This is a genomic window from Agromyces indicus (genome assembly GCF_031432295.1).
GTDB classification, from domain to species: Bacteria; Actinomycetota; Actinomycetes; order Actinomycetales; family Microbacteriaceae; genus Agromyces; species Agromyces indicus.
Genome location: NZ_JAVKGS010000002.1, coordinates 158,124 through 177,752, shown reverse-complemented (window position 1 = coordinate 177,752; position 19,629 = coordinate 158,124). Strand labels below are relative to the sequence as shown.

11 protein-coding genes and 1 pseudogene are annotated in these 19,629 nt (G+C 73.8%); 4 read left to right on the top strand and 8 right to left on the bottom strand.

From position 1 onward, the window contains the following. Window positions 1–109 precede the first annotated feature (109 nt). The 3 genes from RH861_RS07040 to RH861_RS07030 form a co-directional block, all read right to left on the bottom strand. On the bottom strand, window positions 110–979 hold the full coding sequence (locus tag RH861_RS07040; RefSeq protein ID WP_310520408.1) for a class I SAM-dependent methyltransferase: 870 nt from the start codon (window positions 977–979) through the stop codon (window positions 110–112). Beyond that, a complete protein-coding gene (locus RH861_RS07035; protein ID WP_310520407.1) occupies window positions 976–3,885 on the bottom strand; it encodes a UPF0182 family membrane protein in 2,910 nt (969 codons plus the stop codon). Before RH861_RS07035 ends, RH861_RS07040 begins: the two co-directional genes overlap by 4 nt. Window positions 3,886–4,070: 185 nt before the next feature. Continuing rightward, entirely contained in the window at window positions 4,071–5,207 is a 1,137-nt protein-coding gene (locus RH861_RS07030) for a YlbL family protein (RefSeq protein WP_310520406.1), read from the bottom strand. Window positions 5,208–5,424: 217 nt separating this feature from the next. On the opposite strand from RH861_RS07030, the gene RH861_RS07025 reads away from it, so the two are divergent. After that, entirely contained in the window at window positions 5,425–6,771 is a 1,347-nt protein-coding gene (locus tag RH861_RS07025) for a zinc-dependent metalloprotease (protein WP_310520809.1), read from the top strand. A gap of 801 nt (window positions 6,772–7,572) precedes the next feature. Here RH861_RS07025 and RH861_RS07020 read toward each other — a convergent pair. Both RH861_RS07020 and nudC read right to left on the bottom strand, forming a co-directional pair. Further along, entirely contained in the window at window positions 7,573–9,384 is a 1,812-nt protein-coding gene (locus tag RH861_RS07020; RefSeq protein ID WP_310520405.1) for an ATP-dependent helicase, read from the bottom strand. Further along, window positions 9,381–10,415, bottom strand: coding sequence for an NAD(+) diphosphatase (gene nudC / locus RH861_RS07015; RefSeq protein WP_310520404.1), 1,035 nt, complete (start codon window positions 10,413–10,415; stop codon window positions 9,381–9,383). The genes RH861_RS07020 and nudC overlap by 4 nt, the downstream gene beginning before the upstream one ends. Here nudC and RH861_RS16350 point away from each other — a divergent pair. After that, window positions 10,359–11,264, top strand: a pseudogene (locus tag RH861_RS16350) (phosphotransferase); the annotation flags it as partial. The gene nudC and the pseudogene RH861_RS16350 overlap by 57 nt on opposite strands. A gap of 437 nt (window positions 11,265–11,701) precedes the next feature. On the opposite strand, the gene RH861_RS07010 reads toward RH861_RS16350, so the two are convergent. Then, a complete protein-coding gene (locus RH861_RS07010; RefSeq protein ID WP_310520403.1) occupies window positions 11,702–15,016 on the bottom strand; it encodes an ATP-dependent helicase in 3,315 nt (1,104 codons plus the stop codon). Beyond that, window positions 15,013–18,120: a PD-(D/E)XK nuclease family protein gene (locus RH861_RS07005; RefSeq protein ID WP_310520402.1), complete on the bottom strand. Its 3,108-nt coding sequence runs from the start codon at window positions 18,118–18,120 to the stop codon at window positions 15,013–15,015. Before RH861_RS07005 ends, RH861_RS07010 begins: the two co-directional genes overlap by 4 nt. Window positions 18,121–18,213: 93 nt before the next feature. Here RH861_RS07005 and RH861_RS07000 point away from each other — a divergent pair, with 93 nt between their 5' ends. After that, window positions 18,214–18,438 carry a DUF3107 domain-containing protein gene (locus RH861_RS07000; protein ID WP_067949010.1) on the top strand — a complete coding sequence of 75 codons (225 nt, stop codon included), beginning with the start codon at window positions 18,214–18,216 and terminating at the stop codon, window positions 18,436–18,438. Further along, entirely contained in the window at window positions 18,438–18,743 is a 306-nt protein-coding gene (locus RH861_RS06995) for a hypothetical protein (protein ID WP_067949007.1), read from the top strand. The genes RH861_RS07000 and RH861_RS06995 overlap by 1 nt, the downstream gene beginning before the upstream one ends. A 51-nt stretch (window positions 18,744–18,794) precedes the next feature. On the opposite strand, the gene RH861_RS06990 is transcribed toward RH861_RS06995, so the two are convergent. Next, window positions 18,795–19,511, bottom strand: coding sequence for a ferritin-like fold-containing protein (locus tag RH861_RS06990; RefSeq protein ID WP_082847189.1), 717 nt, complete (start codon window positions 19,509–19,511; stop codon window positions 18,795–18,797). Window positions 19,512–19,629: the final 118 nt, after the last annotated feature.

The window sequence follows — 19,629 nt, the reverse complement described above, 5'->3', positions numbered from 1 at the left end:
GGGACCGCGGTCGAATCGGGGGCGCGGGCCGGGCGTTTCGGGTCTCGAACGGGTGCGGCGCGGCTCGCTCGAGCACCTCGAGGCGGTCTCGATATGGGCGTTTCGCGCCCTACTCCCCCGCTCGCGTGCGCGGGGCCGCGGCGACCACCTCGTACGACAGCGGGAGCCAGCGGCGGTCGGGCCAGCCGTACATGCCGTCGCCCTTGGGCACCGTCACGGGGAAGATCTGCCACGGCACCTCGTAGTGCTCGGTGAACGACTCGATCCGCAGCCCGGCGTCGCGCAGGGCCCCGAGCACCTCGTCGAGCGGATGCATCCACTCCCAGGTTCGCGTGTGCTGGATGCGTGCGTCGGGGTCCGCGTAGTCGCTCGGGTCGTCGATGACCTCCGGTCCGCCGGCGGCGTACGGGTAGGCGAACTGCGGCATCCCGTCCGGCCCGCCGTCGCCGTCGAACACGAACGCGGCGGGGTGACCGTCGGCGAAGAGGAGCCGCCCTCCCGGCGCGAGGAACCACTCGATGATGCGGGCCCACTCCGCGACATCCGGAAGCCAGCCGATGGTGCCCCAGGTGGTGAAGACCAGGTCGAACGACTCGGGTTCGGGCAGCACGTGCCGGGCGTCGTAGATGTTGGCCTGCACGAACCGTGCACGGTCGGCGACGCCGAGCTCGTCGGCCATCCGCCGCGCCTCGACGACCGCGGGCTCCGAGAAGTCCAGGCCCACGGCCGTCGCGCCCGCGTTCACGAGCGAGAGGGTGTCCGACCCGAAGTGGCACTGCAGGTGCAGCACGCGGACCCCGTCGAGGCCATCCGGGAAGAGCTGCTGGACCCCGGCGCGCGTGATGGGATCGAGGACGCTGCCGCCTTCCCGGAGCCGGGCACGGTCGTAGAACGTCGAGGCGACGTGGACGGGCACGCGCTCGTCCCAGTTCGCCCGGTTGTCGTCGAGCCAGTCCCCTCCTCGGAGGTCGACGCTCACTCTCCCTCCGCGGGCGGTTCAGCGGCGGGCGTCTCGACCGCCTCGTCACCCGCGAGGACGATGAGCTCGGAGATGATCTCGGCGAGCTCGGCGTCGGCCCGGCCGTACTCGACCCAGTCGCCGGCCTGCAGCGCAGCCTGCTTGTCCTCGATCGCCTGGCGGGCCCGGTTGAGCAGCGCCTGCAGTTCGGTGTCGGCGGTGACCGGCGTGTCAGTCCCGTCTCCGTCGCCCTCGCCCTCGCCCTCGCCCGGCTCGGTCGGCTCGACCTCCTCGTCACCCGCGGCCGCACCCGAGTCACCTCCGAAGAGCACGTTCAGTGCCTCGTCGAGCGTGTCCTGGAAGGCGATCTCGTCGCCGAAGGCCACGAGGACCTTCTGCAGCACGGGGTAGCTGGTCTCACCGGTCGAGCGCACGTACACCGGCTGGACGTACAGCAGGCCGCCGCCGACCGGGATCGTGAGCAGGTTGCCGTTGATGACGTCGGACTGGCCCTGGCGGAGGATGTTCAGCTGTGCCGAGATCGAGGTGTCGCTGTTGAAGGTGTTCTGCACCTGGCCGGGGCCGGGCACGTTGTCGTCCTCCGGCAGGTTCAGGAGCCGCAACTTGCCGTAGCCTTCGGCACGCTCGCCGTCTTCCGATCCCGCATCCGAATCCACCGCGAGGTATCCGCGCAGCACGTTGCGGCTGGCCTGACCTCGCGCTTCGGGGATGAACGTCGAGTAGATCGAGTACGTCGGCTCCTCCTGGCCGGGCATCTGCATCGTCAGGTAGTACGGCGGCTGCAGGAGCGTGCTGCCCTGCCCCTGCGTGGGGTCGAGCGGCGTGGTCCATGCGTCCTCGCGCGAGTAGAAGGCGTCCGCCTCGGTCACGTGGTACCGGCCCAGCACGGCGCGCTGCATCTTGAAGAGGTCGGCGGGGTAGCGCACGTGGCTCATGAGCTCTCCCGACATCTCGCTCAGGGGGCGCACCTTGCCCGGGAAGATCTTGTCCCACGTCTGGAGGATGGGGTCCTCGTCGTCCCAGGCGTAGAGCGTCACCTTGCCGTCGTACGCGTCGACCGTCGCCTTCACGGAGTTGCGTACGTAGTTGACCTCGTCGAATGCGAGCGGCGATGCGACCGTGTCGCTGTCGGAGATCGCCTCGCTGTAGCTCACCTTGTTCGAGTACGGGTACTGATCGGAGAGCGTGTATCCGTCGACGATCCACACGATGCGTCCATCGACCACGGTCGGGTAGGTGTCGGTGTCGAGGGTGAGGAACGGCGCCACCTTGCGCACGCGGTCGATCGGATCGCGGTCGTAGAGGATCTGCGACTCCTCGTTCACCTGGTCGGAGAGGAAGATCTGCTCCGACTGGAACTTCAGCGCGTAGACGAGCTTCGTGAAGACGTTGTCGAGCTTCGGCCCGCCGTCGCCCTGGAACGTCGTCTGCTGGGGTTCGCCGTCGCCCCCCGCGGGGAAGTCGAGCTCGATCTCACGAGCCCCCTCGGGGGCGCCGACGATCGAGTACTCGGGCGAGTTCTCGCCGAAGTACACGCGCGGCTCGAATTCGGGCAGGGTTCCCGTCGAGGGAATGCCCGACTGCAGGAAGACCGGCTGGCCGTCGCTCGACCGCTGGTTGCCGGCCGCGGCGACGAGGCCGTAGCCGTGCGTGTAGACGAGGTGCGTGTTGAACCACGTCTGCGCGTCGCCGAGTCCCTCGAGGTTCAGGTCGCGGATGGCGACGATCGTGTCCTGCGACTGCCCGTCGATCTCGTAGCGGTCGACGTCGAGCTGCTCGGGGAACTGGTAGTACTGGCGGAACTGCTCGAGCTGGCGGAACGCCGGGCTGATGATCGCCGGGTCCATCAGGCGGATGCTCGCCGTGGTCTCCGCATCGGAACGCAGCGCGCCGGGCTCGGCGTCCGTCTTCGCCTCGTACGGGATCTCCTCGATGTCGGCGACTCCGAACGCGTCGCGCGTCAGGTCGATGTTGCGTTGGATGTAGGGGGCCTCCAGCGAGCGCGCGCTCGGGTCGACCTGGAAGCGCTGCACGACCCACGGGTAGAGCGAGCCGATCAACAGGCTCGACACCACCAGCAGCACGGCGCCCACGAGCGGGAGGCGCCAGCGTCCGAGGAACGCGGTGACGAGGAACAGCACGGCCACCACCGCCGCGATGACGGCGAGGATCTGCCGGCCGGGGATCGTCGCGTTGACGTCGGTGTACGACGCACCGGTGATGAGCGAACCCACCTCGGTGACGGTCGCGTACTGGTCGAGCCAGATGCTGACGGCCTGCAGGAGCAGGTAGACGCCCGCGGTGATGGCGATCTGGATGCGCGCGGCCTTCGAGATGACCACCTCGCGTCCGCTGATGCGGATGGCGCCGTAGAGGTAGTTGGTCGCGATGACGAGCAGGCCCGAGAGCAGCACGACCGCCGAGGCGAATCCGACGATCGAGCGGTAGAACGGCAGCTCGAAGACGTAGAACCCGACGTCGAGGCCGAACTGCGGGTCGGTCGTGCCGAACGGGGTGCGGTTCAGCCAGGTGAGCACCGAGTCCCACCGGCTCGCCGTCGAGACGCCGGCGAAGATGCCGAGCACGATCGGCACGCCGAACATGGCGAGGCGCCGCAGCGGCTCGAAGACCTCCTGGTAGCGGTCGAGCTGCGAATTGAGCTTCGCGTACACGGGCCGCGTGCGGTAGGCGATCTGGATCGAGGCCCAGACCGGCACGGCCATCGCCACGAAGCCGATGAGGAACAGCACGATGCGGGCGACCCATTCGGTCACCAGCACCTCGACGAACCCCAGCTGCTGGTACCACATCACGTCGGCGTAGATTCCGGCGAACACGAAGAACGCGACGACGAGGGCGCCGACGATGCCGATCGTGATCGCGATCGGCGCGCGTCGGCGCGGCATCCTCGGTTCCTGCGGCTGTGCTGTGGACACTTCTCGGCCTCATTCGGGTCGGGACGGGATCGAATCCCCATCCTATGGTCGGCAGTCTTGGAAACGGCTGGTGGGAAGCGGCTGCCCGGGCCCGGGGAGATAACGAACCGGTACCGTTCGATCCCACTCGCCCGACGGCACGGGAGCGCCCTCGATCAGCCCGCGGCCTCGCACCGGGCGAACGACGACGTGTCGCCGCCCTCGCCCGCCGCCTCGACGATCGCCCGCGCCTCGTCGAGCGTGGTCACGGCGAACACCTCGAGCCCGTCGGGCACGTGCCCGACGACCTCGCCGCAGTTCGCCTCGGGGGCGAGGAACCAGTCCGCGCCGCTGTCGACGGCGCCCCACAGCTTCTGGCGGATGCCGCCGATGCCGCCCACCTCGCCGTCGGAGTCGATCGTGCCGGTGCCGGCGACGCGCTCGCCGCCCGTCATCGCACCCGGGGTGAGCTTGTCGACGATCCCCAGGGCGAACATCATGCCCGCGCTGGGACCGCCGACGTCGTCGAGGCGGATCTCGACGTCGATCGGGAACTCGTACCGCATGCGCACGCCGATGCCGATCACGACCTGGCCGTTGCGCTCGACCGGCGTCACCTCGACTTCGGCGGTGCCGTCGCCGCGCACGACCTCGAGCGTCGCGGGCGACTCGGTCCCGTGCTCGGCCAGGGCGCCCCGCAGCTCGCCGACCGAGCGCACCGGCTCGCCGTCGACCGCCGTGATGACGTCGCCGATCTCGAGCACGCCGTCGGCGGGCAGGCCGTCGCCGACGCCCTGCACGACGACCTCGCGCGGGAAGTCGTAGCCGAGTTCGACCAGCGCGGCCGCGATCGCGTCCTGCTGCGAATCGACCATCTGGGCCTCGTTCTGCGAGTCGCGATCCTCCTCGCTGATGCCGGGCGGGAAGACCGCCTCCACGGGCACGACCGCGCGACGGGTGTCGAACCACGCCACCGCGACGTCGAGCCAGCCGGGCGTGCGGCCGGGCCGTCCGACGGCGGAGACGGTGAGCAGGTCGAGCGAGCCCTCGGTCGGGAAGGTCTCCTCGTCGGGGATCGAGATGAGCGGGATCTCCTCGCCGTCCGCTTCGGTCGTGCCCAGGGTGTCGAAGACCGGACCGGGCTGCTGGATGACGTACGGGGACGGCAGCAGCGCGATCAGCAGGCCGAGGACGGTCGCGACCGCGATCGCGCCCCAGCCGATGCGCTCGCGACGGCTGCGACGGGACGCGACGGCGGACTCGTCGGAGTCGCCGGTCGGCGCGGCATCCGCTCTCGGTCCTGACAGCACCATGCCGCGTTCATCCTTCCCAGGGCGCCGCAGAACCGGTCCGCGCCGACTCGTGCGGCGCTGTTCGCGACGGGCGGACACCCGGAACGTCAGCCTAGGCCAATTCCCGGGGAGGAAGACCGGGGGCGGCGGTAGCGTGGAATTCCGATCGAGGGAGGTGGCCTCCGTGGCCGAACGCGACGACCAGCCCGACCGGAACCCCGAGGACGAGTTCCGCGACATGCTGCGCGAGCTGCTGTCCGGATCCGGCGGCATCGATCCGTCGAGGCTCGCCAACGCGGCGGGCCTGCCGAGCGACCCGGCGAGCCTTGCGGCGATCTTCAGCCAGCTCCAGCAGGCCATGCAGCGCTCCGACGACGAGGGCATCGACTGGTCCCTCGCCCTGCGGCAGGCCGAGCAGCGCGCGGCATCCGGCCAACGCCAGGTCGACGCCGCCGACGCCGAGCGGCTCCATCGGGCGACGCAGGTCGCCGCCCTCTGGCTCGACGAGGTCGTCGACGTCGCCGCCCTTCCGACGCCGCCCGAGCTGCTCACGCGGCGCGCCTGGGCCGCCGCGACCCTGCCCATCTGGTCGCAGCTCGCGGAACCGGTCGCGCTGAGCATCGCCGACTCGCTCACCCGGGTCATGTCCGAGCAGGCGCCGGAGGAGATGCGCGAGATGGTGCAGGGCGCCAGCCGCATGATGCGCGGCATCGGCGGCGCGATGTTCGCGATGCAGCTCGGGCAGGTGGTCGGCCAGCTCTCCACCGAGGTCGTCTCCGGCGGCGACGTGGGCATCCCGCTCCTCGACGACGGCCGCGCCGCCCTGCTGCCGCAGAACATCGCCGAGTTCGGCGCCGAACTCGACATCCCCGACGACCAGGTGGAGCTCTACCTCGCGGTGCGCGAGCTCGCGCACGCGCGACTGTTCCGCCACGCCCGCTGGCTGCGGCTGCACCTCATCTCCGCGATCACCGCGTTCGCCCGAGGCATCGACGTCGACGTGGAGCGCCTCGAGGAGCTCGCCGAGGGCTTCGACCCCGCCAACACCGACGAGCTGCGCGACGCGGTCGCGAACGGCGCCCTCCTCCGGCCCAAGAGCCCCGAGCAGGAGGCCGCCCTCGGGCGCCTCGAGACCGTGCTCGCGCTCGTCGAGGGCTGGGTCGATGTCGTGACGGCCGACGCGACGCAGCGGCTGCCGAAGTCCGACGCCGTGGCGGAGACCATCCGCCGCCGCCGCGCGACCGGCGGGCCGGCCGAATCGGCGCTCGCGACCCTGGTCGGCCTCGAGCTGCGCCCTCGTCGCCTGCGCGACGCGGCGGCGATGTGGCGCGCGGTCACCGACGCGGTCGGGGTCGCCCAGCGCGACGCCCTGTGGTCGCATCCCGACCTGCTGCCGACGGCGGCCGACCTCGACGATCCGGGTCCCCTCGCCGCGCGCCTCGCCGCGGGCGGGCAGGCCGCCGGCGAGGCCGACGCCGCCTTCGACGAAGCGCTCGAGGCCCTGCTGCGCGGTGAGACCGGCGGCGACGACGGCGACGACCCGAGCGGCGGCTCCGACGACGAGCGCGGGTCCGCCGCGAGCTGAGGCCGTCGCACCCGCTGCGTCCGCGGCCCCCGACCTGTGGACGACCGACGAGCCGTCGGCCGACGGTCGGGCATGCTTCCGGCATGACGCCGCGACTCGACCCCGCACTGCCCCTCGTCTGGCGCTCGCACGACGCCCTCCAGCTCGGCGGCGTCCGTCCGGTCGCGGTCCTCGAGCGTCCCGGGCCGTTCGAGGAGGGGATCCTCAGCGCGCTCGCCTCCGGCGCGAGCCGGTCCACGCTGGCGACCATCGGAGCGGCGCTGGACGGCTCGCCTACCGACCTCGACGACCTGCTCGAGCGGGTCGAACCGGCCCTGCTCCCCGCCGCGCCATCCGCCGGATCGCCCCGCGCCGGAACGGTCGCCATCGACGGCGAACCCGACCACGTCGCCGCCCTCGCCGCGCAGCTCGCGCGGCTCGGTCACCGACCGGTCCACGCGCCGAACGCACCGGCCGACGCGGTCGACGCGGTCGTCGTGATCGCCTCACGCGTGGTCGCCCCCGCGGCCCACCTGCCGTGGCTGGCGGCCGACGTACCGCATCTCGCGCTCGTGTTCGACGAGCGCGGCGCCGAGGTGGGCCCCTTCGTGCGCCCCGGGTCGGGTCCGTGCCTGCGCTGCGTCCACCTGGGCCGACGCGACGCGGATGCGGCGTGGCCGGCCGTGGCCGCCCAGCTCGCGGCGGCCGCCGCCCCGCCTCGCCGCCCGCGCGTCGAGCACGAGGCGTTGGCGCTCGCGGCATCCGTCGTCGACGACCTGCTGCGGGACGGCCGCACCGCCCTCGACGCGGCCTGCGTGCTCGTCAGCGACGCATCGGCACGCCGCCCACGCGCTCCCGAGCCGGTCGCTGCGCATCCCGAGTGCGGATGTCGAGCTCCCGGAGGAATCGCGACGGCTCCCGCTCGCCTCGATGCGCGCCGGATCGGGCCGCCCAGCTCAGCGTCAGCCGACGCCGTGCCCGCGTGATGCCGACGTAGAGCAGGCGTCGCTCCTCGTCGATCGCCTCGAGCCCGGTCGCGTAGGCGATCGGAAGCATGCCCTCGGTGAGGCCCACGAGGTGCACCTCATCCCATTCGAGGCCCTTCGCCGAGTGCAGCGTCGCCAGGGTGACGGCAGCGATCGCCGGTTCGTGCTGGGCCTGGGCCCGCGCCGACAGGTCGTCGGCGAACGCGCGGAGGGTCGTGCCCGCGGGCACGTCGTCGACGAGGCGGGCGAGCGCGTTGAGCGACTCCCACCGCGACCGCACCGCTCCGGGGCCAGCGGGCGCCTCCACCGACCAGCCGAGCGAGCGCAGCACGTCGCTGACCGTCTTGAACAGCGGCTCGCCCGTCGCCGCGAGCGCCTGGGCGCGGATGGCGTGCACGGCCTGCTTCACCTCGGGCTGGTCGAAGAACCGCTGGGCCCCGCGCACCCGCGTCGAGACGCCGACCTCGGCGAGCGCCTGCTCGAGCAGCGCCGACTGGGAGTTGACGCGCATCAGGACGGCGACGGATTCGGGGGGCGTGCCCGCGTCGATGCGTTCGCGGATCCGCGTGGCGGTGCCGCGGGCCTCGGCCAGCTCGTCGGGATAGGCCACCACCTCCGGTGCCGGCCCGTCGGCCACGCGTCCCCGGGCGGACGCCGCGCGCTCGGCCGCGACCGTCGCGTCGCCGGTCGCCGCATCCCCGGCGTCGGGCGCGGCCGCGACCAGCCGGAGCGCGCCGGGACGACCGCGCACGAGGCGGTTCGCGACCTCGACGATCTCGGGGGTCGAGCGGTAGTTGCGTTCGAGGCGCACGATCGTGGCATCCGGGTACCGCCGCTCGAACCCGAGCAGGTGCTCGGCCGACGCGCCCGCGAAGGAGTAGATGGTCTGGCTGGCATCGCCGACGACGCACACGTCGCGGCGGTCGCCGAGCCACAGGTCGAGCAGGTGCTGCTGGGCGGGCGAGACGTCCTGGTACTCGTCGACCACGAAGTGGCGGTAGCCCTCGCGGACCTGCATGGCGACCGCCGGCTCGGTCTCGATCATGCCCGCCGTGGCGAGCAGGACGTCCTCGAAGTCCATCGAGCGGCGCTCGTCCTTCAGCTGCTCGTACGCGGCGACGAGGTCGAGGAACTGGTCGGCGTCGAGCGAGCCGGGCGCCCCGCGCGAGGCGAGGCGGGCGCGGTACTCGTCCATGCCGAGCACGCTCACCTTGCGCCACTCGATCTCGGCGGCGACGTCGCGCAGCGTCGCCGTGTCGACCCGCAGGCGGCACCGCTCGGCCGCGAGCCCGAGCAGCCGGCCCTTGAACTCGAGCACCCGCGGCGCCGGACCGCCCGCCACGATCGGCCAGAAGTGGTTCAACTGCGCGAGCGCCGCGGCATGGAAGGTGCGCGCCGGCACGCCGCCCGCGCCGAGCGCGCGCAGGCGCGACCGCAGTTCGGCGGCGGCGCGGTTCGTGAACGTGAGGGCCATGACGCGGGCGGGGTCGTAGGCGCCGGATGCCACGCCGTAGGCGATCCGGTGCGTGATCGCGCGGGTCTTCCCCGTGCCGGCGCCGGCGAGCACGCAGACCGGTCCGACGAGGGCCTCGGCCGCGACGCGCTGCTCGTCGTCCAGCGCGTCGAGGAGCGGATCGCTCGTGGTCATGACGTCGACCAGGGCAGTGACGACGCGAGCGGACCCCCGTACCACTGCTCGAGCATCCAGCGCGCGATCGAGGTCTCGCCCGGCAGGGCCACCCGGCCCAGCGCCCCGCGCAGCTCGGTCCGGTCGAACCAGCGCAGCTCGACGATCTCCTCGCCATCGGGCACCGGCGCGACCGGCGCCCCGTCGACCACCCGCGCCCGGAAGGCCAGCATGAGGCTCGCCGGGAACGGCCAGGGCTGCGACCCCAGGTACTCGACCCGGTCGACCTGCAGGCCGGTCTCCTCGGCGATCTCCCGCACGACGGCCGCTTCGAGCGACTCCCCCGGCTCGACGAAGCCCGCGAGCACCGAGAAGCGGTCCTGTTCCCACATCGCATTCGAGCCGAGCAGGACGCGATCGTCGTCGTCGGTCACGATGACGATCACCGCCGGGTCCGTGCGCGGGAATCGCATGCGGTCCTCGGCGAGGCAGCGACGCGCCCAGCCCGCGGTCACGACCTCGGTCGCGCTGCCGCACGAGGCGCAGAAGGCGTGCGTGGCGTGCCAGTTGGCGAGGGCCACCGCCTGGATGGCGAGTCCGGCGTCGCGGTCGTCGAGGACCGTCGCCACCGAACGCAGGCCGCGCCAACGGTCGTCGTGCCCGAGCGCCGGCGCGTCGGCGTCGGCGAGCACCCACGCCTCGACGGGGCTGCCGGCGGGCAGCGGCTCGCCCGCGGCATCCGTCGACGCGTCGAGCGTGCGGCCGAGGTACATGCGCACCGCGGGCCGGGGCAGGGCCGACGGATGCCGCAGCTCGAGCGCCTCGGGCGCGCCGGCGCCGACGAGGACGCGCCCGTCTCGGACCACGAGCACGCGGGCGTGCGGGTCGGCGTCGAAGGCGGCCTCGCGAGCCGGATCGGTGCGGCCGACGGCGTCGCGATCGAGGTGCTCCCGCGCCAATGGCGGTGCCTCGGCCGCGAGCGGCGCCCGGGTCGGATGCGGCGCGGCGTCGGGGTCGGACGCGGCCTGCTCGGGCGACGCGGGTACGGACACGGTCACCTCTCGCTTTCGTCCGGAGTCGTCGGGAAGGCGTGGCGGTCGCCGGGCGGGCGCGGACGCGTGCTTAGGCTGTGTGCCATGGCCAGACCCCCACTCACTCTAGCCGCGTTGGCCACGGCCGCGGTGGCGGGACTCGAGGTGCGGGCGGCCCGGACGCACACCTACGGGATGTCGGGCGCGTTCGATGCCGTCGAACTCCACTCCACCGACGGTCGGAGGCTGTTGATCCGCGTCCCGCGCTCGCCCGCCGCCGAGAACGAGCAGTCCGCCGACCTCGTCGGGTTGCGCGCCCTGTCCACCGGCATCCGCTCGCGCCTGCCGTTCGCGGTGCCCGAGTTCGTCGGCCAGGCGCCGATCGGCCCCACTCGGGCGGTCGTCACCGAGTTCATCCCCGGCACGGTGCGCTCGGCGGACGACCTCACGGCCACCCCGGCGCTCGCGGCCGAGGTCGGCCGGGCGATCTCCGCGATCCACGCGCTTCCCGCGGGCTTCATCGGCGAGGCGGGGCTTCCGCGGCGCTCGGCGGAGCAGGCCCGCGAGGCGGCCGTCGAGGTCATCGACCGCGCGGCGGACACCGGGCGGCTCCCTGCGGCGCTCGTGCGCCGCTGGGAGGAGGCCACCGACGACGACACGCTGTGGCGGTTCGCCCCCACCGTCGTCAACGGACAGCTCGGCGCCGACTCGTTCCTCGTCGAGGGCGACCGCGTGACGGGCGTGCTCGGCTGGGCCGGCCTCGCGCAGGACGACCCCGCACGCGACCTCCACTGGGTGCTCACCTCCACGGGCGCCGCGGCCGAGGAGACCCTGGCCGCATACGTGACCGCTCGCGCCGGGCTCGCCGACGCCGAACTGGCACGGCGCGCGCTGCTCTACGGCGAGCTCGAGCTCGCGCGCTGGCTGCTGCACGGCGTCGACACGCACGACGACGCCGTGATCGACGATGCCGTCGGTCTGCTCGACGGCCTCGTCGCGCGCGTGCACGACCACTCGTCCGAGTCGCTCACGACCGACACCGGTCCGGTCCTCGCCGTCACGGACGTGGAGCGCCTGCTCGAGACCACGCCGCGGGGCACCGCCGCCCGCGAGCCCGGGACGAGCATGCTCACCGACAGCTACGACGTCGAGGAGCTCCGTCGCCACCTCGACGGCGGCGAGGCGCCCGCCGCGGGACCCGGCGACACGCGCGCCGCCGAGCGCGCGCCGGCCATGGACGAGACCGCGCCGATCCCGCTCGACCTCAGCGACTGGGGCGACGCGGCGCCGCGCCCGGCTCGGGCACCTCAAGCCTCGGCGACCGCCGAACGCACCTCGCCCGGCAGCGCGTCGAGCGTCGGTGCGGAGGACGGCGCGGCAGAGACGGCGCGCTCGGACACCGACGCCCACGCTCGCCGCAACGCCTCCTCGTCGTAGAGGCGTTCGGGTCGGAGCACCAGGTCGTCCTCCACGTAGTAGAAGACGGCGTCGATCTGCTCGACCGGCACGCCCGACCATCGCGAGTACGCGAGGCGGTAGAGCGCGAGCTGGGTCTGCCGCAGCTCGAGCTCGCGCTCGTCGCGCGGCGCCGCACCGGTCTTCCAGTCGACCACCTGGTAGCGGATGCCGCGCTCCGCCGCATCCGTTCCCGGCGTCACCTCGTAGACGGCGTCGAGCTTGCACACGAACACGTGACCGTCGAGCGGGAGGTGCAGTTCGAGTTCGACCGCCTCCGGGCGCCGGTCGCCCCACTCGGACGCCGCGAACGTCTCCCGGAGCGCCGCCAGTCGCGCCTCGGTCGGGTCGGCGACGACCTCGCCCTCGGTGTCGAGGTCGAGCTCGACGTCGAGCGTGTCGAGGTCGTCGCCGGCTCCGGACGACGCCCCCTCGCCGAGGGCGCGCTGCTCGACCCAGGAGTGGAAGAGCGTGCCGATGCGCGTGGCCCGGTAGGGGCGCTGCGGCATGGGGCGCGCGAGCTCCGCGGCGACGGCACCGGGGTCGTCGACGTAGTCCTTGAACCGCGAGGCGGGCACGCGGACGGGGACCCCCCCGCCGCGCCGCGGATCGCTGCGCCGCCGGCGCTCCTCCAGCAGCATCCGGATCTCGTCGGCGAGCTGCGGCCCGATGCCGGTTCCCGACGGCAGCGACGCGGCCTCACGGACGAGACCGGCGGCTCGCTCGACCGACCCGCGTCGCGGCCCGAGCGGATCGAGCGGCCACCGCACGCGCGACGACTCGGACGCGCGCGGGTTCTCGTCGTGCTCCGGCGCCGGCGGGAGCACGTCGGCCGCGACCGCGCCGACCTGGACGAGTTCACGGAGGAACACGCTCGGCGAGCGCGGCGCCTTCTGCGTCGCCCACCACGACCCGGCCAGCAGGAGTTCGGCGCGCGCCCTCGTCACCCCGACGTAGGCCAGCCGGCGTTCCTCCTCGGCGTGCCGGTCGCGGTTCTCGGCGGAGTACGCGCGCACCGCCTCGTCGAACTCGGCCTGGCTCTGCACCCCGCGCCACATGAGCTCGGGGATCTCGTCGCGATCGCCCCGGAACTCGTCGGGCAGCGCACCGAACGTGAGCCAGCCCTTGCCGCTCCGCGGCTTCGACGGCAGCTCGTCGTCGACCATGCGCGGGATCGCGACGAGGTCCCATTCGAGGCCCTTGGATCCGTGGATGGACAGCACCTGGACCGCACCCGGCTCGGGGTCGTCCTGCCGGGGGCTCAGCCGGTCGCGCTGCTCGGCCTCGGTCAGCCAGCCGAGGAAGGCGCCGAGCGTGGCGTGCTCGGCGGTGTCGACGAACCCCGACACGAGCTCGTCGAACGCCTCGAGGCTCGGGCCGCCGAGCGGTTGGGCGGGGTTGGCGGCGACCTCGACGTCGAGCAGGAGTTCCTGCTGCACGAGCGTGACGAAGTCGACGAGCCCGAGTCCGGTGCGGCGTCGCAGCGCCTGCAGCTGCGTGCCCGATCGGCGCATGCGGCCCAGCCCCTCGGGGGTGATCGCCGCGAGCGCGCGGTGGTCGTCGGGCGCGGTGAGGATGAAGTCGAGCGCGTCGACGATCGAGGGTGATTCGTCCGGGGCGATCGAGCCGCGGATGCCCTGCCGCACCTCGTCGGCGAGACGACGCGTGGAGAGGTCGCGCTCGGCGAGCCACCGGGCCAGGGCGCCGAGGGCGGCGAGGTCGGCGGTGCCGATCCGCCACCGGGCGCCGCCGAGGAGGCGCAGCAGCTCGGACCCGGCCGTCGGGTCGTGCAGCACCCGGAGCGCGCACACGAGATCGGCGATCACCGGCTGGTCGAGGAGGCCGGCCACGCCGAGCACGTGGACGGGCACCCCCCGCGCACGCAGCGCGTTCGCGAACAGGTCGACGTGCGCGAAGGTGCGGCAGAGCAGCGCCGCCGTCCGGCCGCCGGGACGGAGCCGGTCGGCGAGCCACTCGGCGACCTGCTCGGCCTCATCGTCGATCGTCTCCGACCAGGACACGTAAAGGCGGCCGGGTCCGGCGAAGGGCGACGGGCGCAGCGGCGCCTTGGGGATGCCGCCGTCGAGCGGCGCGATGAGGGCATTGGCTGCGTCGAGGACGACGACCGGGTTGCGCCAGCTCGTCGAGAGGTCGTACGCCGACGCCGTGCCGTCCGCGCCGAAGTCGCGGCCGAACCGCGCGAGGTTGGCGGCACTCGCGCCGCGCCATCCGTAGATCGACTGGTCGGGGTCGCCGACGGCCATCACGGGGTGGTCGCGGAACAGCGTCGCCAGCAGTCGGGTCTGGACCACGCTCGTGTCCTGGTACTCGTCGAGGAGCACCGTCGCGTAGCGGTCCCGGTGCTCGGCGACCACATCCGGATGCGACGTGCAGATCTCGAGCGCCAGCGCGACCTGGTCGGAGAACTCGATGTACCCGCGCGACCGTTTGGCGGCGGCGTACGCGTCGGCGAGGTCGAGGAGCGGCGGCAGGGCGTCGACCACGCCGAGCGCCGAGGTGAAGCTCTCGAACGGCGTCCGCTTGCGCGGTGCCTCGATCGGCAGGTCGGCCATGGCGAGGAAGTCGCGTGCGAACGCCCGCACGTCCCGGCTGTCGGTCACGTTCTCGGCGAGCGCGCGGCTGAGCGAGAGCACCGCCCCGGTGACGCGATCGAGGGAGGCGTCGATCTCGACGAGCCTCGGATCGGCGGAGTCCGCCACGATGCTCCGTGCCAGCTGCCAGGCCGCCGCCTCGCCGAGCACCACCGCGTCGGGCTCGCGGCCGATGCGCAGTGCGTGTTCGCGATAGATGGCGCCCGCGAACGCGTTGTACGTGCCGACGGCGGCGGACTCGAGCGGATCGATGCGGACCTCGGCGAGCCCCTCGTCGACGAGCTGGCCGATCCGCTCGCGGATCCGGTCGGCGAGTTCGCCCGCGGCCTTGCGGGTGAACGTCAACCCGAGCACCTCGGGCACGTCGGCGTGGCCGTTGGCGAGCAACCAGACGACGCGATTGGCCATCGTCTCGGTCTTGCCGCTGCCCGCGCCGGCGACCACGATGCTCTGGCCGTGCGGGGCGGCCTCGATGACGGCGCGCTGCTCGGGCGTGGGCTGGTGGAGGCCGAGTCGCAGGGCGATCTCGTCGGCCGCGAGCCGGACTGCGGTCATGCGCACACCGCCGGAACGAGGTGGACGCGGTACTGCCAGTCGCCGAACCGGGAACCGTGGGCGAACTCGATCGGCGATTCGAACGTCGCTCCGGCCATGACCCGGGCGACCTCGTCGAGGCGACTCCGGAAGGCTGCCTCGGCCTCGTCGTCGAAGGGCTGCTGGGCGCGCTCGGTGTAGAGGCGGCTACCGACCGGCCGGGCCACGTAGACGAGCTTCGCGCCGCCGAGACGCCCGGCGTTCGGGAGGGCGCCGGCACGGGCGGCGAGCTGGTAGGCGGCGAGCTGCGGGTGCTCCGCGGTCTTCGCGGCGCTCGGGGGCGTGCGACCGGTCTTGAGGTCGACGATCACGGTGGTGCCGTCCGGCGACGCCTCGACGCGGTCGATCGTGCCCGTGATGCGCACCCGGCCGGTGACGAGCGTGAACCGCCCCTCTGCCCCGAGGACGACGACCCCGTCGTCCGCGGCGCTGCGGAGATAGTCGGCCGCTCCCTCGGTCATGCGCCGTGCGCCGCGACGCTCGCGTTCGGCGACCCAGCCCGCATCGAACCGGAGGTCGCGCCAGCGGCGCTCGACGGAGGCCCAGAGCGTCTCGACGTCGAGGTCGCCCTCCGTGGTCGAGGCCTCCTCGACCACGGCGTGCACGATGGTGCCGATGGACGCGGCGAGTCCCGACGGCGGGGACGCCACGCGGTCGACGAACCAGCCCAGCGGCGATTCCTCGACCCGGTCGATCTGCGACGGCGACACGGCGACGAGCGCTTCGGGATCGCCCTCGAGGTCGACCAGCGGGGCGACGGTCGACGGGGCGAGCAGGCCGTACCAGTCATCCGGGTGGGCGCCGGGGACGCCCTGCTCGGCGAGGAGCGCGATCGCCGCGGCGGCCTCCCGATCGCCTCCGGCCGCGTCGCGCCGCAGGGCGCCGACGAGCCCGCGCAGGTGCAGCGGCCGCCGCCGCCGCGCCACGCGATGCTCGGCGGCGAAGGCCATCAGCACGGACGGCTGCTCGTCGTCGTTCGCGGTGCACGCGAGGACCACCTGGCGGCGCGCGCGGGAGATCGCGAGCGCGAACAACCGCAGCTCGTCGGCTCGCACGGCGGCGCGCACGGCGGCCGCGGAGTCGGGTTCGGGCGGCTGCTGCCCGGCGCGGGCCGCGGCCACGGCGGGACCGAGCGATCCCGCGTGCAGCAGCGTGCCGCGCGGACGCAGGTTCGGCCAGACGCCGTCCTGCAGGCCCGCCACGACGACCACGTCGAACTCGCGTCCGATGAGCGCCGGCGGCGTCGCGAGCACGACGGCGTCGTCGCCGCGCTCGGGAGCGAGCGAATCCTCGGGGAGGGCGTTCTGGAGGAGCTCGTCGACGAAGCGACGCGCCGGGGCTCCCGGCTCGCGCTCGACGAAGCGACGCGCGGACGCGAACAGGGCCACGACGCCGTCGATGGACCGGTCGGCCTCGTCGGCGAGCACCCCCGAGCCGGCCGCCTGGCCCGCCCATTCCGCCTCGAGGCCGCTGTCGTGCCACAGCTGCCAGAGCAGCTCCTCGACCGTGGCGCCCCGCTCCGCGGACCGACGGGCGGCGTCGAGCAGTCGCGCGAGGCGCGCCGCGCGGCGACCGGCCGGCGCGTCGATCGTGGCGAATCCGCCCGCGACGCCGAGCGCCTCGACGAGCAGCTCGTCGGCGCTGCGGACGCCGCCGCCGGAGAGTTCCTCGTGCCGGAGGGCGAGCCGCAGCCGACGGAGTCCGACGCGGTCGAGCCGACCGAGCGGGCCCGTGAGCAGCGCCGTGGCCGATTCGGGCGTGAGCGGCTCGATGCCGAGCACGCAGGCCACCGCGGCGATGAGCGGTGCCGCACCGGGGGCTTCGCGCAGCGCGACTCGTGCGTGGCGGCCGGACACCGGCACGTCGGAGGCGGCGAGCGCGCGGGCGAAGGCCGGCAGCTCGGCGCCCGAGCGGAGCACCACCGCCATCGACGACCACGGCACGCCGTCGAGGAGGTGGCGCTCGCGCAGCAGCGCCGCGACCTGCGCCCCCTCTGCGGCGGCGGAGGCGGCTTCGATGCCCACGATCGGCGCGAGCGGATCATGTGCGGGCTCGGTGCCCGCCGCAGCCGCGGCGAGGTCGGCCCCGCGGTGGCTGCCGCCGAGCGCCGCGCCGACGTGGGCGGTCACGGAGGCGAGCAGGTCGCGATGCTCGGCGCGACCGCGGTGCACGCGAGGCAGCACCACGCGGCGCACCTCGCGTGATCCGAGCACCGATCCGAGCGAGCCCAGCAGGTCGGCGCGGCCGCCGCGGAAGCCGTTGCTGGCCACGTCGGGGTCGCCGAGCGCGACCACCCGGACGCCGCGGGCCGCGAAGGCCCCGAGCAGCGCCGCGGTGGCCTCGGTGGCCTCCTGGGCGTCGTCGACCACGATGAGCCGGAGCGCCGCCAGGTCGCCGAGCGCGGCGGCGTCGGCGGGGTCGACGAGGCTCCGACGGACGATCGCGGCGGCGTACGCGCCGAGCTCGGCCGAATCGAACTGGGTCGGTCGGAGCTGCTCCTTCACCTCGGCGTACTCCGCAAGGAATCCCGCGGCGGCGCACCACTCGGGGCGCCCGGCGAGCCGGCCGAGGCGGTCGAGCTCTGCGGCGTCGACGCCCTGCTCGACGGCGCGCATGAGCAGGTCGCGCAGCTCGGACCGGAACCCGCGGAGCGCCCGGACCTCCTCGGAGAGGACCTCGGGCCATGCCGGCCCGCCGCCGTCGACGGCCTGCGCCTCGAGCAGCTCGCCGATGACCTGGTCGTGCTCGGCGCCGGTGAGCAGCGTCACCGAGCGGCCGCTGCGGGCGCGCACGAGGTCGTACGCGACCGCGCTCGCGGTGCGGGCGAGGGCGCCGCGCGTCGGCACGCCGAGGCGGACCGCGAGCGTGTCGCGCAGGCTCGATGCGGTGCGACGGGTCGCGGCGAGCGCGAGGACCTCGCCCGGGTCGCCGCCCGAGGCCACGTGCTCGGCGACGAGGTCGACGGCGAGCGTCGTCTTGCCGCTGCCCGGCGCCCCGAACACCGCCGCGTGCCCCGCTCCGACCAGGTCGACGAGCGAGGTGGCGGGCTGGACGAGCGGCTGCATGCGGCCAACGGTATCCGTGTCCGCCGACAGTGAACTCGTCGGGCCGGGTGCCGCGCGTGTCGTAGTGTGCTGTCAACGACAGAAAGGCGCACCGTGGACCTTCGCATCGGCATCCAGAACTCCCCCCGCGAGCTCGGCTTCGAGACCTCGCAGACGGCGGAGGAGGTCGAGCAGGCCGTCGCTGCCGCACTGACCGGACAGTCGCCGGTCCTGCGCCTCACCGACTCCAAGGGCGCCGTCTTCGTGGTGCCCGCCGCCGCGCTCGCCTACGTGGAGATCGGCACCGAGTCCGCTCGCCGCATCGGCTTCGTCGGCTGATGGAGCTGCTGTTCATCACGCTCGGCGGCGCCCTGCTCGGCATCGCCGCGCGGTACGCGATCCCGCGCCGGAGCATGCACGGCGTGCTCGTCGTGCCGGCCGTCGGCGCGGCGGTCGCGGCGGTGGTGTGGGTCGCGCTCACGTGGCTCGGCCTCGCGTGGGACGGCGGCTGGATCTGGGTGATCTCGCTCGTCGCCTCGGGGCTGGCGGCCGCGGCCGTCGCGCTGTTCCTCGGTCCGCGCCGTGAGCGCGACGACGCCGAGACGTTCACGCGCCTCGCGAAGGCGGGCGTCGCCCGCTCCTGAGCCGGGCAACGCACGAAAAGGGCTCAGCCGCCCGGCGGACGGCGACGATCGTCAGGCCGTGAGGCCGAGCGCGTCCATGCGCCGGGTGTGCGCGGCGATGAGCTCGGTGAAGACCGGCTCCACGTCGGTGCCGAGCGCGCCGTTCGCCTCCGCGGCCCGGAGGGCCGACCGCGCGATGAGCAGCGTGTCGCCGACGAGGCTGCGACCCCACAGGGCGAGCCGGTCGTCGAGCCCGGGCTGCGTGGCGATGGCCTCGGAGAGCTCGCGTTCGATCACCTCCGACGCGCCGCGTTCCTGCAGGATGCCGCGCACGCGCGCGCCCAGTTCGGCCGGGAGCCCCTCGGAGAGCTGCCCGAAGTAGTCGTCGAGCATGCCCGAGGTGATGTGGATGCCGAGCAGGAGCTCGTACCAGTCGGCGCCCGAGGTCGCCTGGCGGAACCGGTCGGTCGCGGGCGCGAACGGCGCCATGACCTCCGCCGGCTCGGCGCCCAGGCGCCGGAGTTCCGCGATGAGGTCGTGGTGCTTGCGCAGCGCGACCCCGGCGGCGGCGCTCAGCCCCTCCTTCGCGGCGAGGTCGGGCGCGGTCGCGACGGCCTTCGCGAGGCTCTCGAAGAACTCGAGCTGGATGTAGGCGGCCTGGCCGAGGAACGCGACCGGTTCGGGCACGATCTCGGTGAAGTCGATGCGCGTGAGCTCGGTCGGCACGACGCGGGGCCGCATGCGCGGCGCCTCGGGGCGCGGGAGGCGCGCGCGGGACCAGTTCGCCATGTCGGACAGCATATCCGGGCGCTCACAGCCGCCTCGGATAGGCTGTGCGTGCACGCGGGCGATGGAACCGCGGCCGTGCGCCTGGGATCGGAACAGGGCGCACCTCTTCATTCCGCAT